Annotated in this window: 15 protein-coding genes and 1 pseudogene; 7 read left to right on the forward strand and 9 right to left on the reverse strand. The window is 71.1% G+C overall.

Annotation, left to right across the window (positions count from 1 at the left end; genetic code table 11):
• The first annotated feature begins 30 nt into the window (after positions 1 to 30).
• Positions 31 to 318, forward strand: coding sequence for a hypothetical protein (locus C1N81_RS08745; RefSeq protein ID WP_394428148.1), 288 nt, complete (start codon positions 31 to 33; stop codon positions 316 to 318).
• A gap of 50 nt (positions 319 to 368) precedes the next feature.
• Here C1N81_RS08745 and C1N81_RS08750 read toward each other — a convergent pair whose 3' ends face one another.
• The 3 genes from C1N81_RS08750 to C1N81_RS08760 form a co-directional block, all read right to left on the reverse strand.
• Positions 369 to 1,610 carry a cytochrome P450 family protein gene (locus C1N81_RS08750; protein WP_394428149.1) on the reverse strand — a complete coding sequence of 414 codons (1,242 nt, stop codon included), beginning with the start codon at positions 1,608 to 1,610 and terminating at the stop codon, positions 369 to 371.
• A gap of 110 nt (positions 1,611 to 1,720) precedes the next feature.
• A complete protein-coding gene (locus C1N81_RS08755) occupies positions 1,721 to 2,479 on the reverse strand; it encodes an SDR family NAD(P)-dependent oxidoreductase (RefSeq protein WP_394428150.1) in 759 nt (252 codons plus the stop codon).
• A 187-nt stretch (positions 2,480 to 2,666) separates the two neighbouring features.
• Complete coding sequence (locus C1N81_RS08760) at positions 2,667 to 3,251, reverse strand: TetR/AcrR family transcriptional regulator (RefSeq protein WP_394428151.1); 585 nt, start codon at positions 3,249 to 3,251, stop codon at positions 2,667 to 2,669.
• Between the two features lie 103 nt (positions 3,252 to 3,354).
• Here C1N81_RS08760 and C1N81_RS08765 point away from each other — a divergent pair.
• Positions 3,355 to 3,830: pseudogene (locus tag C1N81_RS08765) on the forward strand (dienelactone hydrolase family protein).
• Here C1N81_RS08765 and C1N81_RS08770 read toward each other — a convergent pair.
• Both C1N81_RS08770 and aztA read right to left on the reverse strand, forming a co-directional pair.
• Complete coding sequence (locus tag C1N81_RS08770; protein WP_394428152.1) at positions 3,805 to 4,788, reverse strand: alpha/beta fold hydrolase; 984 nt, start codon at positions 4,786 to 4,788, stop codon at positions 3,805 to 3,807. The pseudogene C1N81_RS08765 and the gene C1N81_RS08770 overlap by 26 nt on opposite strands.
• Before the next feature lie 43 nt (positions 4,789 to 4,831).
• Positions 4,832 to 5,617 carry a zinc ABC transporter ATP-binding protein AztA gene (gene aztA / locus C1N81_RS08775; RefSeq protein WP_394428153.1) on the reverse strand — a complete coding sequence of 262 codons (786 nt, stop codon included), beginning with the start codon at positions 5,615 to 5,617 and terminating at the stop codon, positions 4,832 to 4,834.
• A gap of 15 nt (positions 5,618 to 5,632) precedes the next feature.
• Between aztA and aztB the strand changes: the two genes are divergently transcribed.
• The 4 genes from aztB to aztD all read left to right on the forward strand — a co-directional run bounded on the left by aztB (position 5,633) and on the right by aztD (position 10,208).
• The gene (gene aztB, locus C1N81_RS08780; protein WP_394428154.1) at positions 5,633 to 6,556 is read left to right on the forward strand and encodes a zinc ABC transporter permease AztB; all 924 of its coding nucleotides are present in this window, start codon (positions 5,633 to 5,635) and stop codon (positions 6,554 to 6,556) included.
• Positions 6,557 to 6,602: 46 nt separating this feature from the next.
• Positions 6,603 to 7,952 carry a hypothetical protein gene (locus C1N81_RS08785; RefSeq protein WP_394437813.1) on the forward strand — a complete coding sequence of 450 codons (1,350 nt, stop codon included), beginning with the start codon at positions 6,603 to 6,605 and terminating at the stop codon, positions 7,950 to 7,952.
• Complete coding sequence (gene aztC / locus C1N81_RS08790; RefSeq protein ID WP_394428155.1) at positions 7,949 to 8,926, forward strand: zinc ABC transporter substrate-binding protein AztC; 978 nt, start codon at positions 7,949 to 7,951, stop codon at positions 8,924 to 8,926. Before C1N81_RS08785 ends, aztC begins: the two co-directional genes overlap by 4 nt.
• A gap of 73 nt (positions 8,927 to 8,999) precedes the next feature.
• Positions 9,000 to 10,208 carry a zinc metallochaperone AztD gene (gene aztD / locus C1N81_RS08795; protein WP_394428157.1) on the forward strand — a complete coding sequence of 403 codons (1,209 nt, stop codon included), beginning with the start codon at positions 9,000 to 9,002 and terminating at the stop codon, positions 10,206 to 10,208.
• 65 nt (positions 10,209 to 10,273) lie between these two features.
• On the opposite strand, the gene C1N81_RS08800 is transcribed toward aztD, so the two are convergent.
• Complete coding sequence (locus C1N81_RS08800; RefSeq protein WP_394428158.1) at positions 10,274 to 11,332, reverse strand: hypothetical protein; 1,059 nt, start codon at positions 11,330 to 11,332, stop codon at positions 10,274 to 10,276.
• A gap of 138 nt (positions 11,333 to 11,470) precedes the next feature.
• Positions 11,471 to 12,316: a LysR family transcriptional regulator gene (locus tag C1N81_RS08805; RefSeq protein WP_394428159.1), complete on the reverse strand. Its 846-nt coding sequence runs from the start codon at positions 12,314 to 12,316 to the stop codon at positions 11,471 to 11,473.
• A gap of 308 nt (positions 12,317 to 12,624) precedes the next feature.
• Here C1N81_RS08805 and C1N81_RS08810 point away from each other — a divergent pair, with 308 nt between their 5' ends.
• Positions 12,625 to 12,984 (forward strand): DoxX family protein, encoded by a 360-nt coding sequence (locus C1N81_RS08810; RefSeq protein WP_394428160.1) that lies wholly within the window; start codon positions 12,625 to 12,627, stop codon positions 12,982 to 12,984.
• A gap of 78 nt (positions 12,985 to 13,062) precedes the next feature.
• Here the strand turns inward: C1N81_RS08810 and C1N81_RS08815 are convergent, their stop codons facing one another.
• Positions 13,063 to 13,680, reverse strand: coding sequence for an SUKH-4 family immunity protein (locus tag C1N81_RS08815; RefSeq protein WP_394428161.1), 618 nt, complete (start codon positions 13,678 to 13,680; stop codon positions 13,063 to 13,065).
• Between the two features lie 43 nt (positions 13,681 to 13,723).
• Positions 13,724 to 15,424, reverse strand: coding sequence for a WXG100-like domain-containing protein (locus C1N81_RS08820; RefSeq protein ID WP_394428163.1), 1,701 nt, complete (start codon positions 15,422 to 15,424; stop codon positions 13,724 to 13,726).
• Between the last annotated feature and the right edge of the window lie 103 nt (positions 15,425 to 15,527).

Genomic DNA, 15,527 nt, shown 5'->3' on the forward strand with positions numbered 1-15,527 from the left:
CCCACCCACGAGAACCACCAAGGAGCACGCATGCACAAGCCCCTCAGGCACGCCGCCACCGCCCTCACCACGACCGTGGGGGCCCTCCTCCTGGCGGTGACGCCGGCCCACGCCGACCCGGACTGGCCCTTCCCCAACGACTGCGAGCGCCACCACTACAAGGCGTACGTGACCTGGGACGGCGAGGGCGGCATGGCCCGCTTCACCTACGACCACACCGACGGCGGGACCAAGAACTTCTACCGCAGCACCTGGGAGAACACCGGCCTGGAGATCGGCAACGGCTGGGCGAGCTGCATCAACACCCAGCAGGGGTAACCTCCGGACCGCCGCGGCCCGCCCACGGGGGAACCGGGCGGGCCGCGGCCTCAGTCGCGGGCGTTCTCATCCGAACGGATGACGGGCGAAGCGCCGGCCTCGTAACGCACCGCGAGCCGGTCGAGGCCCCGGGCGCGCAGCGATCGCCGCCAGGGGGCGGGGTCCCCGGCGTCCACGTCGAGTTCGAGCCGCGGGAACCGTTCGAGCAGCGCGCGGAGCGCGATCTCGGTCTCGGCGCGGGCCAGCGGCGCGCCCAGGCAGTAGTGGATGCCGTGCCCGAGAGCGAGGTGCCCGGCCGTGTCGCGGCCGACGTCGAAGTGGTCGGGGTCGGGGAACCGGCCGGGGTCACGGTTGGCGGCCGACAGCGAGAGCAGCACCGTCTCCCCCGCCTTCACGGTCACGCCGCCGATCGCCATGTCCTGCGTGGGGAAGCGGCGGATCGCGAGGAGCGCGGGGCCTTCGTAGCGGGCCGCCTCCTCCACGGCCGCCGGAATCCTGCTCGGGTCCTTGCGCAGCGCGGCCAGTTGCGCGGGGTGGCGGAGCAGCGCCAGGACCGCGTTGCCGATGAGCTGCACGGTGTTCTCGAACCCGGCGACCAGGATGAGGAAGGCCAGGCTCAGCAGTTCGTCCTCGGACAGCCGGCCGTCCTCCGCGTCATGGGCCGCGATCAGATCGGACAGCAGGTCGTCCTTGGGGCTGTGCCGCTTGTGCTCGATCAGCTCGACGAAGTAGGACAGCATCGCCGCGACCGCCTTCTTGCCGTCCTCGGGCCGGTCCGGGTCGGGCACGAGGAGCGCCTGCGCCCACCCGCGGAAGTCACCGCGCCGGTCCGGCGCGACACCGAGCAGCTCGCAGATGACGGCGATCGGCAGCGGTGCCGCGTAGGCGGCGATCAGGTCCGTGCTGCCGTGCGGCCCAAGGGCGTCGAGGAAGCCGTCGGCCAGTACGCGGACCGGTGCGCGCAGTCGCTCGACCCGGCCCGTGGTGAAGGCCTTGCCGACCAGGCGCCGGATACGTGTGTGGTCGGGCGGGTCCATGTTCAGCAGGTTCGCGTCGAGCGCCGGCGGCAGTCGTGAGCCGTGGTAGTTGCCGGGGAGCCCGTTCTTCTTGTCCAGCGAAAGGCGCGGATCCGCGAGCCCCGCCCGTACGTCCTCGTAACGGGTGACGATCCAGGCCGGCTGCCCGTCGGTGCCCCTGATCCGGTGCACCGGCGACGAGGTCCGCAAGGTCTCGTAGGCGCCGTACGGGTCGGTGATCAGGTCATCGGCGAGCCGACCGTCAGGAAGGTCCATACGCTCACCCTAGGTGTTCCGTCCACTCCCTCCGCGCCCAATGGATGTGCTGCGGCGGCAAGTTCGCGCGCGCGACGGGACCAACAGGAGGAGGCCCCGGTGCCTGTCGCTCAGGCCGAGGCCCCGCTGTCGACGACCAGATCGGTGCCGACCACCGCGCCGGCCGCGGGCGAGGCGAGGTAGAGCACCGCCGCCGCCACCTCCTCGACCTCCGCGACGCGGCCGAGCGGACTCTCCGACTTCATCCGCTCCGCGCGCTCCGCCTCCGTCTCGCCGGGCCGCAGCGACATCGTGGTGGCGGAGGCCCCCGGGCTGACCGCGTTGATCCGGACGCCCTGGTGGATGTGGTCGAGAGCGGCGGCGCGGGTCAGCGCGGAGACCGCCGCCTTCGAGGTGATGTACGCGGCGGCGTTCGGGATGCGCCGGTGGGCGCCCAGGTTGGAGGCGATGTTGACGATGACGCCACCGCCGCTGTCCTTCATGTGCGCGATCTCGTGCTTCATGGCCAGCCACACCCCGGTGACGTTGGTCCGCAGCACCGCCTCCCAGTCCTCCTCGCTCACGTCGCCGACGAGCCCCGCACCGCGCAGGATGCCCGCGTTGTTGACCGCGATGTCGAGTCCGCCGAGCCGGTCGACGCTCTCGCTCACGAGGCGACGCAACTGACCCGAGTCGGTGACGTCGGCGGTGACGGCGACGGCCGTACCGCCCTTTGCCCCGATGAGGCCCACCGTCTCGTCGAGGGAGGCGGCGGTGCGCCCCGCGACGACCACGCCGGCGCCCTCGGCGGCGAAGGCGAGCGCGATGGCCCGGCCGAGCCCGGATCCGGCACCGGTGACGAGGACGTTCTTGCCGACGAAGCGATGCATGGCGATGACTCCTGGAGGTTGATGGGTGGGGGCGGATGGATGGAGGCCGATGGACGCAGGCCGATGGACGCGGGTGGCCCGCCGCCTTGCTGGACTGGCGACAGCAACAGCATTTCTGAACCGATCGATCCAATATCAGGACGCAGGAAACCGACCCGGGTGGCTCGCGCCGCACGGGACGGCCGTGTCAGTCGAGGAGTGTCAACGCCTGCTCGGCCGCGTCCCGCACCCGGGCGGGATCGTCCGACGCCTTGCCGACGACACGCAGCCCCTGCAACAGGACGAGCAACATGCGGGCCAGCGCCCGCGGATCACGGTCCCGCGTCAACTCCCCCTGCACCTGCGCCCGTACGAGCGCGGAGTGCAGCGGCGTCTCGATGTGCTCCCAGCTCAGCTCGACCTTGCGCGCGGCGGCGGGGTCGTGCGGGGCGAGTTCGGCCGCGGTGTTGGTGACGAAGCAGCCGTTCAGCCGCTGGTCGGGGGCGGCCGCCTCCGCCGCGAAGCGGCGCACCAGCGCCCGCACCGCGGGCAGCGCCGGGCCCGGCTGCGACAACTCGGCGACCAGGAGCGGGTCGCGCGACTCGGCGTACCGGTCCAGCGCCTTCAGGTACAGCTCGCGTTTGGTGCCGAAGGTCGCGTACAGGCTGGCGCGGCCGATGCCGAGATGCTCGACGAGGTCCGCCACCGACGTCGCTTCGTACCCGCGCCGCCAGAACAGCTCGAGAGCCGACTGGAGCGCGGCGTCCGGATCGAATTCCTTGGTCCTGGCCACGACGGAACCCTAGAAGAATCAAGAACGATCGGTCAAGTATCTCTGTCGGTCACGACCAGGTCCGTGGACGGACGGCTTCGGTATCCGGCCCGTCCTGCGCGACATGGCCTGCGAGCTGGCAGGACACGGGTATTACGTGCTCGTCCCCAGCGTCTTCCACCGGCACGGCCCGACCCCGGTCGTCGAACTCCCCGCACACATCGGCGAAGACGAACGCACACCCGCTTCGGCGGTCTTCTCGCGGTACGGACCGCCGCGGCTCATCCCGAGCGGGTGGCCGCCGTGGCCGCGTTCCACGCCCCCGTGCACGCCGACGGTCCCGAACTCCTCGCACGGCTCAAGGCTCGGGCCCACTTCGGGCACGCCGAGGGCGACCTCACACCTGAGGCGCTCGCCGAGCTCGTTCACACGTTGGACGCGGCAGGTGTCGAGCACACCTCGGAGATCTACCCCGGCACCGTTCACGGCTTCACGATGTCCGACACCGACGCGTTCAGCGCCTCAGGGCTGCGACGTCACTGGGAGCGGCTGCTTCCCCTCCTGGACCGGAGCCTCACAGGGAACCGAGCCAAGCCGTGAGGAGCCGGTTGACCTCGTCAGGGCGTTCCTGCTGGATCCAGTGGCCGCAGCCGTCCAGGAGGTGGGAGGAGACCAGGCCGGGCAGGGTCGTGGGGTAGGCGTCGATCGCGTCGGCCATCCAGGTCGTGGACGCGTCCAGCGCACCGCCGATGAACAGGGACGGCTGCTTGACCGGGGCGCCGGCGTACGGGGCGAGGTCCTCCCAGTCGCGGTCCATCGAGCGATAGCGGTTGAACGCCCCGGTCATACCCGTACGCTCGAACTCCCCCGCGTACACGTCGAGATCCTCCTCGCTCAGCCACGCGGGCCGTCGACCGCGCGGGAAGCGGTCGCGCAGCCGTCCGCCGTCGCGGGTCACGAAGTGCGGGTCGGGCGCGTCCGGGCCCGGCATCGTGTCGGCCGACAGCGCGGCGTAGAAACCGGCGAGCCAACCCCGGACATCCGGTTCGACCTCCGCCTCCGCGCGGCCCGGCTCCTGGAAGTACGAGACGTAGAACTCCTGGTCCCCTCCCATCCGCGCGAACATCTCCGTGGGGCGCGGGCCGCCGGGAGGCGCGTAGGGGACGCTCAGCAGTCCGACCGCGCTGAAGATCTCCGGATGGAGCAGGGCGGAGGTCGCCGCGATGTTCGCACCCCAGTCGTGCCCGACGATCACCGCGGACTCCGCACCCAGGGCGCGGACGACGGCGACGTTGTCCTCGGCGAGGTCGAGCAGGCCGTACGCGTGCGGCGCCTCCGGCCTGGACGAGCGGCCGTACCCGCGTACGTCGATCGCCACGGCGCGGTATCCCGCCGCGGCGAGGGCCGGGAGCTGGTGCCGCCACGAGTACCAGGACTCGGGAAACCCGTGCACCAGCAGAACGAGCGGCCCGCTCCCCCGCTCGACCAGGTGCAGACGCCCGGCGGGCGCTTCGACGGTGCGGTGATGGAGGTCGGCGGACGGTGTACGCGGCGACATGCTCTCTCCTCGGCTCACGGGCGGGTGGGGCCTGGTGTGCCGATCATGCGGTTCGGCAGGGGCCATGCGCGAACGGGCTTGCCGGATCGGCAACCTTGTCGAGGGCCGCGTCGGTGAGGACGTCGGCGGGGTGGCCCGCGTTCGCGAGGTGGCCGTCGTGGAGCAGGAGGCAGGCGTCCGCGAGGCGTGCGGCCGTCAGGTCGTGCGTGGCCTGGACGAGGGTCACGCCGTCGGCGACGAGTTCCGCCAGGAGCGTTCCGATGACCTCTCTGGCCCGCGGATCCAGCCCCGTGGTCGGTTCGTCGAGGAGCAGCAGGTCCGATTCCTGGGCCAACCCCTGGGCGATGAGGGCACGTTGCCGCTGCCCGCCGGAGAGTTCGCCCAGCTGGCGTGCGGCCAGGTCGCCGATGCCGAGCCGGTCGAGGGCCGCGTCCACGATGGCGCGGTCGCGCCGGGTCAGCCGCCGCCAGGGGCCGCGCTCGGCCCAGCGCCCCATCGCGACCGTCTGCCGCACGGTGAGCGGCAAGGCGTCGGCGACGGCCGTGCGTTGCGGGACGAAGGCGGGCGGGCGTCCGCCGTCGTACCGGACCGTCCCTGATGTCGGGCGGATCACACCGGCGAGAACGCCGAGCAGGGTCGATTTGCCGCTGCCGTTCGGACCGACGAGCGCCGTGGCCGCCAACGCCGGTATGGCTGCCGTGAGTTGATGCAGCACCGGGCGGCCCGGGTAGCCCGCGCACAGGTCGGCGACCTGGATGCGTGGGGCGAGATCCGGGAGCGAGCGGGGTGGTGTGGCGGAAGCGGCCGGTTTGTTGAACATGATTTTCATTGTAGTGTCCTCGCCGTGGACTGGTTGACGACCCCCTTCGAAGTGACATTCGTGCAGCGCGCCCTGTGGAGCGGCATCCTCGTCTCGGCGATCTGCGCACTGGCCGGCACCTGGGTGGTGCTCAGAGGCATGGCGTTCCTCGGGGACGCCATGTCCCACGGGCTGCTGCCGGGGGTGGCGCTGGCCGCGTTGTCCGGCGGGAACCTGCTGGTCGGGGCGGTGGTGAGCGCCACCGTGATGACGGCGGGGGTCTCGGCGCTCGGCCGGGCGCGAAGGCTTTCCCAGGACACCGGGATCGGGCTGCTGTTCGTCGGCATGCTCTCGCTCGGCGTGATCATCGTGTCGCGGTCGCAGTCGTTCGCCGTGGACCTGACGGGTTTCCTCTTCGGCGACGTGCTCGCCGTCCGCGAGCAGGACCTGTGGTTGCTCGCGGGGGCCCTCCTCGCGGCGCTGGCGGTGACGCTCCTCGGCCACCGCGCCTTCCTGGCCCTGGCGTTCGACCCCCGCAAGGCCCGCACGCTCGGGTTGCGGCCGCGCCTCGCACACGCCGTGCTCCTCGGTCTGCTGGGCCTGGCGATCGTCGCGTCGTTCCACATCGTCGGAACGCTGCTCGTCCTCGGCCTGCTCATCGCCCCGCCCGCGGCGGCCCTGCCCTGGGCGCGCGGCGTGGGCGGGGTGATGGCGCTCGCGGCGGTCATCGGGGTCGCCGCGACGTTCGGCGGGCTGCTCCTGTCGTGGCACCTCGGCACCGCCGCCGGGGCAACGGTCTCGGCCCTCGCCGTGAGCCTGTTCTTCCTCTCCCACGTCGCGTCGGGGCTACGGCATCACCGTCCACGGCCGACCGCCGCCGACGCCGCCCCGCACCCGAACCCGAACCCGAACCCACACCCACACCCACACCCACACCCGCACCCGCGACCTCGACCGAACGAAATCTGAGGCGATCTTCTTGACCGTCGGAAGCAAGCACACGGTGCGGACCCGCATGGCGCGGATCCGCACCCCGAAACCACACCCTCTCCGGGCCCCCTCCGCGCTGGCCCTCGCCGCGCTCCTGGTCACCAGTTGCGCTTCCGGCGACGGTGACGGCCACGGCGGCGGCAGCGACGACGCCCGGCCGGCCGGCACCGCGACCCCGCGCCCGCACGGGTACGTGGAAGGCGCGAAGGAGGCCGCCGAGCAGCAGGCCCGGCTGATCCTGAACGAACCCGGAACCGGAGAGACCCGCGTCCTCGACCTCCTCACCGGCAAGGTGACCCGGACCGCGCGGACCAAGGGCGCGCTCCGTCTCGGTACGGACGGACGCTTCGGCTACCTGCACACGTCGCGGGCGACACATGTGCTCGACAGCGGGTCCTGGCTGGTCGACCACGGTGACCACGTCCACTACTACCGCGCCGAGATACGCGATGTCGGCGCACTCCCCGGCAAGGCCGCCGATGAGGTCCGCAGCGACGCCGCCGTGACCGCGGCCGTCGGCAAGGACGGACGCGCCGTCCTCTACGACCGCACCGCGCTGGACAAGGGCACGATCACCTCGACCCGGATTTTGCCGGGCAGCTATGAGGGCGCCGTCGTCCCGTACTCCGAACACCTCCTGGCCCTTGAACGGCCCACCGGCAAGGAGGACACGGACACGGCCGAACTCGTCGTGCTCGACCGCGACGGCGAACAGCTCGACACACCTGACGGCGCCCGCACGTGTGCGCGGCCGCAGGGCGACGCCGTCACCCGGCGCGGAGTCGTGTTCGGCTGCGCCGAAGGAGCCCTCCTCGTACAGGAGAACAGCGGGGAGAGGGGCGGGGAGAAGAGCGGGAAAGAGGGCGGGGCCTTCACCGCCGAGATGATCCCGTACCCCGGCAAGGTCCCGGCCACGGAGCGGGCCACCGTCTTCCGGCACCGCGCCGGCAGCGACACCCTCACGGCGGCGGCCGGGCCCCGGGCGGTCTGGGTCCTCGACGTCGGTGAACGGACCTGGACCCGGGTGCGCACCGGCACGGTCGTCGCCGCCAACACCGCCGGCGAAGGAGCCCCGTTGCTCGTCCTGGAGAGCGACGGAGCCCTGCACGGCTACGACATCACCACCGGCGAACAGACGGGCCGCACGAAGCAGCTGACCCGGCTCCGTACCGGCACCCGTACAGGCACAGGCACACATACAGGCACAGGTACCGGCACCGGCACACCTGTTATCGAGGTCGACCGCAGTCGCGCGTACGTCAACGACCCCCACGGTCGGCGCGTGCACGAGGTCGACTACAACGACGCGCTGCGCGTCGCGCGCTCCTTCGACCTGGACATCGAGCCGGTCCTCATGGCGGAGACCGGCCGATGAGCCGCGCGGAGGCGAGGCAGCGCGTCCGGGTGGGGGCGGCACGGCTGCGCGCCCTGGTCCTCGGCCTGCTGTCGCTGGCCGTCGTCGCCGTGTCGGCCACGGCGTGCGGTACCGGCGGCGGGCACCACCCGCGCATCGTCGTCACGACCAACATCCTCGGCGACGTCACCCGGCAGATAGCCGGGTCCGAGGCCGAGGTCACCGTGCTGATGCGGCCCAACGCCGACCCGCACTCCTTCGGTCTCTCGGCCGTGCAGGCCGCCGAGTTGGAACGCGCCGACCTCGTCGTGCACAACGGGCTCGGCCTGGAGGAGAACGTGGCGCGTCATGTGGACACCGCTCGGGAGGCGGGTGTGGCCACGTTCGCGGTGGGCGAGGCGGTCGACCCGCTCACGTTCCACGCGGGCGCGGACGGCGGGCCGCGGGACGACGCCGGACAGCCGGATCCGCACTTCTGGACGGACCCCGACCGCGTACGCAAGGCGACCGGGCTCATCGCCGACCAGGTCATCGAGCACGTCGACGGTGTCGACCGCGCCGCCATACGTGCCAACGCCGAACGCTACGACAGCCGCCTCGCGCGGCTCACCGACTGGATGGAGCGGTCCTTCGCCGCCGTACCGGAGGAACGCCGCGCCCTCGTCACCAACCACCACGTCTTCGGCTACCTCGCCGACCGCTTCGGCCTCCGCGTGATCGGCGCGGTCGTGCCCAGCGGCACCACGCTCGCCTCGCCCAGCTCCTCCGATCTGCGCTCCCTCACCCGGGCGATGGACAAGGCGGGGGTGCGGACCGTGTTCGCGGACTCCTCCCAGCCCCAACGGCTCGCCGACGTGCTGCGCGCCGAACTCGGCGGCGGGGTCCAGGTCGTCGAGCTGTACTCCGAGTCGCTGACCGCGAAGGGCGAGGGCGCGGACACGTATCTGCGGATGATGCGCGCCAACACCAGGGCGATGACCGACGGCCTCACCTGAACCGCCTCCCCCACACCCCTCGAAACCCCCTCACACGTGCCGCCCCGCGGCGCGGAAAGGAACGCACACACCCATGAACACCTCCATACGCAGGCCGAGGCGCACCGGCAGGGTCGTCACCGCCACGGCGCTCACCCTCGCCGTCGCCACCGCCCTCACCGCTTGCGGAGCGCAGGACGAGAACGACAACGCGGACGCGTCCGCGGCCCGGGTCTCGGACCCGGTCGTCGCGACCTTCGACGGCGGCCTGTACATCCTCGACGGCGAGACCCTGAAGCGGACCGGCACGATCCGGCTCGCCGGGTACAACCGCGTCAACCCCGCCGGAGACGCGGACCATGTGGTCGTCTCCACCGACAGCGGCTTCCGTGTCCTGGACGCCGCAGGTCAGAAGCTCACGGCCATCGAGTACAAGGGCGCCAAGCCCGGCCACGTCGTGCGTCACGCGGGCAAGACGGCGCTCTTCACGGACGGCACCGGCGAGGTCAACGTCTTCAACCCCGCAGACCTCGCGCACGCCGCAGACCGCAGCGGGGGGAAGAAGCCCGAAGGGCGCACGTACACCTCCGCCGAGGCGCACCACGGCGTCGCCATCGAGCTGGAGAACGGCGAACTCCTCACCACCGTCGGCACGGAGGAGAAGCGCACCGGCGCCCTCGTGCTGGACAAGAACGACAAGGTAGTCGCCCGGAACGAGTCGTGCCCCGGCGTCCACGGCGAGGCCGCGGCCAAGGACGAGGCCATCGCCGTCGGCTGCGAGGACGGCGTACTCCTCTACAAGGACGGCGAGTTCACCAAGATCGACGCCCCCGACGCCTACGGCCGCATCGGCAACCAGGCCGGCAGCGACGTCTCCCCCGTCCTGCTCGGCGACTACAAGACCGACCCGGAGGCGGAGCTGGAACGGCCCACCCGGGTGTCCCTCATCGACACCGAGCAGAAGACCCTGCGCCTCGTGGACCTCGGCACCAGCTACACGTTCAGGTCGCTGGCGCGCGGGCCGCACGGCGAGGCGCTCGTGCTCGGCACCGACGGCGCCATCCACGTCATCGACCCGGCGAGCGGCAAGAAGGTGAAGAAGATCCCGGCGGTGAGCGCCTGGCAGGAGCCGCTGGACTGGCAGCGGACCCGTCCCAACCTCTTCGTCCGCGACCGCACCGCGTACGTCTCGGAGCCCGCCGCGAAGAAGGTGCACGCCTTCGACCTGGACTCCGGTAGGAAGCTCGCCTCGGTCACCCTGCCGAAGAGCAGCAACGAGCTGTCAGGCGTCGCACCGCACTGACCACCCGCGACGGCGGCAGTCGGTCAGTGCGGGTCGCCAGCCGGTCGGTGCGGGTCGCCAACCGGTCAGTGCGGGTCGCCAGCCGGTCGGTGCGGGTCCCCGGCCCAGTACGCGGCCCGCACCTCCCCCTCGGCGAACTCCTCGCGCGGCAGCCGCAGCCCGAGGGCGTCCTCCAGGGCGTGGAAGTACACCTGGTAGGAGTCGGTGAGTTCGGGGTGGTCCAGCTCGGCGCGGCGGAGAGCACGGTTGAGGAAGTCCAGTTCACCGCCGCGCCAGTAGGGCGCGTAACCACGGTCGTACGACCCCAGCTCGATCGTGCTCATGTCGCCGTCGTCCACAAGGTGGCCGTCCCGTACGTAGTCGAAGGTGTAGATGGCTTTCGCCATGGTGGCGGACAACCGCACGTGTTCCTTGATGCCGAGTGCCGCGTACGCCTCCTTGTCGGCGAATCCACCCGGCGGTGTGTCGTGGTGCAGCAGATAGGTCCACCCGCCCGCCTCGCCGAAGCAGCAGCTCTTCCACTGGCGGTCCCAGTAGGTCCGGCCGTCGTCGGCGGCCATGAGGTCCCGCAGCCGGGTCCCGCCGGTGACCTGCGCGGGGTCCGCCCCGTACAACAGGGCCAACTGCTCGGCGTCCACGCGCTGTCCGGGCGCCGCGCGGTGGAAGGCGAGGTGCGTGTACGGTGCCTGCTCGCGCCAGGACCCGGCGATCCAGGCCAGCCCCTCCAGCGGGTCGCGCCCGCACGTCTCGGCCGCCGCGGTCTCCTCCGGGTCGCGGCCGCGGAACCGTCCGCCCCACGCCGGGTCGATCCGGTCGAGCAGTTCCGCCGCTTCCGCGAGGCTGTCGGCGCGCAGGCGCACAGCGGCCTCGGCTATCAGGTACACCACCTCGTCGAGGTCACGGGTGGCGAAACGCTCGTGGGCGCCGAGGCAGCCGTGCACCGTCCCGTCCTCGTCGAGCAGGAGGAACAGGCGGTCGTCCCCCGTCATCTCGGCACGGTCGGCCCACTCCTCCAGCTCGTCCTCCGACGCCGCGACCGGCGGCAAGGGAACGTCGGTGAGCAGGGCGTGCCGTGCGGCCGTCCGCCGCCAGGCCGCCGCGAGTGTCTGCTTGTCGATCACCATGACGCCAATGTAGGCGGCGGCACTGACAACGGGCCGTCCGGACCTGCCGGTTCGCCCTCCCCTGATACGGCACCAGCACGCCGTTAGTACTTCGCTGGTACTCGGTTGGTACTCCGCTGGTACGCCGCTAGTACGCCGCTAGTACGCCGCGACGGCCATCTCCACGAACGACCGGATGAGCGGATTGGTGTCGTTCTCGTTCCACGCCGCCACCACCCGGCTCGGTGCCATGTCGACGAGCGGTACGAGGGCGAACTCCGCGGGCAGATCGTGGCCGAGCGGGGCCAGGCCGACCGTGCCGTTCCAGAGCACCGCCTGGAGGCACTCCTGCACGGCCCGCACGACGGGCCCCTCGCGCGGGCTGCCCGCGTTCCAGTACGCCTGCCAGATCGGGTCGGTGCCCTTCGGGAACTGGAACCAGCGGCGTTCGCCCAGTTCGGCCAGGCGCAGTGCGCCGCGCCGGGCCAGCGGGTCGTCGGCGCGCAGGACCACGCCGACGGGGTCGTCCCGCAGGGCCCGTACGGTCAGGGCGGTCTCGTCGAACGGGGCCCTGGTCAGGGCGACGTCGACCAGATGGGCCCGCAACCCGCAGGTGGGATCGGTCAGTTCGGCGTCGCGGATGCGGATGTCGACGCCGGGGTGCCTGCGCCGGAACGCGGCGGCCAGCTTGGACACCCCCGGGTCGGTGATGTCGCCCAGGATGCCGACGGTGAGGGTCGAGGCGCCCGCCGCCGCGCTCACCCGGGCCCGGACGCGTTCGGCGTGGTCGAGCAGCGCCCGCGCCTCCTCCAGCAGGACCGTGCCGACCGGGGTGAGCGTGACGCCCGTGGGGGAACGCAGGAAGAGCGGCGCCCCGACCTCCGCCTCCAGCTGTTTGATCGCCCGGCTCAGCGGCGGCTGGCTCATGTGCAGCCGTCCCGCGGCCCGCCCGAAGTGGAGTTCTTCGGCGACGGCCAGGAAATAACGCAGGGTCCGTAGCTCCACGCTGCAACGATACCCAGGCGGTATCGAGTCGGCCAGACCGGTCTTGGACAGCGGCGGTGGCCTCGCGCTGAACTCGTGACCATGACCGAGGAAGCAGCGAAAGACCGCGGAGCGCGGCACCGGCTCGCCGTCGCCGGGTCCGTCCTGGCCCCGGGATCGACGCGATGAGCCGCTACGCGATCGAGCCCGCCGCCGACCCGTCCTGAAGCCACCCGGCCCGACCCGCACACTCCATAAGCGCTACAAGCCCTAAGACCTATAAGCCCTATAAGCCCCATACGTCCACACACCCCATACGAACGGGAACCATGAACATCGCCCACTGGATCCTCGCGGGCCCGCTCGCCCTCTTCTACCTCTACGCGGGCGCCCTGAAAGTGATCCGCAGCCGCGATCAGCTCCGGCCGATGATGGCCTGGGTCGACCGCATCCCCCTGCCGGCCGTCAGAGCGCTCGGCGTCGTCGAGGTGCTCGGCGCCGCCGGCCTGATCCTGCCGCCGCTGACGGGCATCGCGCCCGCGCTCGCGGTGGCCGCGGCCGCCGGACTCGTCGTGCTCCAGCTGGGTGCGATCGCCGTCCATCTGACCGGTGCGGACCGGCGGATCGCACTCAACGTCGCGCTGATCGTCCTGGCGGCGGCCACCCTCTGGACAGCCGCGGCCCGTTGAGACCCCCCGCCCGTCGAGACCCCCCGCCCGTCGAGACCGCCGCCTGTCGAGACCGCCGCCTGCCGAGAACACCGACTGTCACCCGTACAGCGAGCGCGCCCCCGGGCTGCCGTCCACGAACCGCTGGCCCGCCGCGATCTCCTCGCCCACCACCGACCAAGCCGTCTCGTCGTCCCGGAACGGCGACGGGTCGACCGCGCTCGTCTCGTCGGCGATCCGCTTCACCTCGCCCGCCAGGCGCTCGAACTCGGCTTCCTCGTCGCTGTCGTCGCCCCCGAAGGCGAACGTGTCGAGCAGGTGCTGAAGCCGGGAAGTGACCTGGACGAGGGAGGAGACGTCCGCGTGCAGTTCCTGCACGGTCTCCTCGTCGTCGTCGAAGGCGTACACCTTGCCGGAGTCCGGGTCGAGCGCGAGATGGGCGTTGAGCAGCCAGCCGATGACGGGCCAGGCGTCCGCGCCCTCCTCGGCGTCCTCGAAGTCCTCGGTGTCCACGAGGTCCCGCACGAGAGCCAGCCGGCCGCTGTCCCCGTCGGGCTCACGCAGCAGAAGCGTCCCGGTGGGGACACCGACGGTCTGCAGCAGACGGGCGCCCTCCGTGTCCGCCGCGGCGGGCGGGAAAGCGGTGACGGGCAAGGTCACGAGGCGGTCCTCGCCGAACAGGTCGACGAGGTCGCCGCGAGTGACGTCGAAAAGCACTGCCGCACTCCGAATTCAGCGGCGACAGGGGCGCCGCGAACTTCTAGGGGACGAATTTGTTGTCCGAGGGAGAAAGGTCCATCACCGTATCAGTGCGCCCGCCCGCGACGCCCTTCTTGTCCCACTCGTCGTGCAGCCACTTGATATAGGCGCGGTGCTCCCGGTCCTTCTTGTAGTCGCTGACGTCGGTGCCGTCGGGGAGCTTCTCGTGCTGGTCGTACTTCTGGCTGTGGGTGACATCGAGATGGTCGGGGAACACCTTCGCCAGATACTTGTCGCATTTGGGATTCTTCTGACAGGGCTCGCGTTCCGTATAGAGCTCGCTGACGAAGTCCTGGTGCCCCTTCTTGATCAGGGGGTGCCCGATGGAGCGTTCGGAGTGGGCCTTGCCGCTCGCGCCGACAAGAATGAACTTCTTGCCCTTGCCGTCGTCGTACATGGCCGAGGCGTAGTTGCCGCCCGGGACATAACCACGGCCCTCGCTGCGATTGGCGTAGCGGCCGAGCTGAGCGGCCCGGCCCAGTTCGGTCTTTCCGGGGGCGACCTTCGTCGAGGTGACCTTGTTGCCTTTGGCGCCCTTCTTGTTCTTCACCTTGCTCTGCTTCTCGCCCGTGTTGTTCCACGGGTACCAGGCCTTGTTGCCGAGGACGTCGTGCACGCCGGACTTGTCGGTGGAGGGGACCGGGCTGGTCGTGCCGTCGTGGTGCAGCTGGCGGATCGAACCGTCGTCGCTGAGCAGGTACATGGGCGTGTCACCGTCGCGCTTGACCCGCTTGACGTCGACGCGCTCGGCGTCGTCGCCGATGTCGCGGTCCTTGCGCTTCTGGTGCTTGGAGGCGGCCCTCACCCGGTCCGGGACGGTGTCGGTGACATGCTTCGTCACCTTCAGCGTCGCCTTCTCCAGGCCGTCGATCGCGCCTTCGAGGATCGCGTCGAACGACGCGGTTATCGGATCCTTGCCCTTGGTCTTGCCGAAGGAGCTGCGCCCGCTGGTGAGGTGGACGTTCGACTGACTGCCCAGGTCGCTGCCGTGCCGGGAGACCTTGCCCGCGCCGTCCTCGAACTCGAGGTGGTCGATGACGGTCCGCTTGCCCGCGCCGCCGGATCCCGAGCCCCCGGCCTCGTCGCCCGCGGACGCCAGTTGCATGCCGCCCGGCTTGTCACCGGGGTTGAAGGCGCCCTCGGCCAGATCGAGCGTCATGTCCGAGACGAGTTCGGCGAGTTTGCCGGTGACGGGCTCGGTGACCTTCGTGATCAGCGCGTCGACGATCTGGTCGACCGCTTCGTCGATGAGCCGCTTCACGATGGTGCGCATCAGCGCGATCTCACCGGCGGCGGCCGCGGCGGAGAGGCCCAGGGTGAAGGGGGCGGCGGCGAGTTCGGCGACGATGGTGCCCGCGAGGATGCCGAGTTCGACGCCCGCCTTGACCTTCAGTCCGCGGATGATCTCCCCGACGCCGTCGCAGGCGGTCGCGAACAGCCGCGCCACCTCGGGGATCTTGTCGAGGTGGCCGACCTTCACGTGCGACCAGTGCTTCTGCATGGACTCGACGGCCCAGCCCTCGGACGAGGACAGGATGCGGTTCACCGCCTTGTCCGCGTCGCCGCCATGGCCTTCGAACTTGTCGGCGAAGTCCCGCATGGACGTCGCCATCTCGAAGTAGTCGTCCTCGTCGACGTTGGGCCAGCTGACCCCGATGAGGTCGAGCGCCTCGTCGATGACGCTCGGCAGTACCAGACCCATACGTGTGCGCTCCGCTCACCATCACCTGCTGCGACACCTGCCCCCTCAGGCTAACGGTGCAGGTTGTCAGGTGCACAAGGCAGCCCCGCCGCACTACAGTTCT

It is taken from the genome of Streptomyces sp. SGAir0957, from assembly GCF_043523415.1.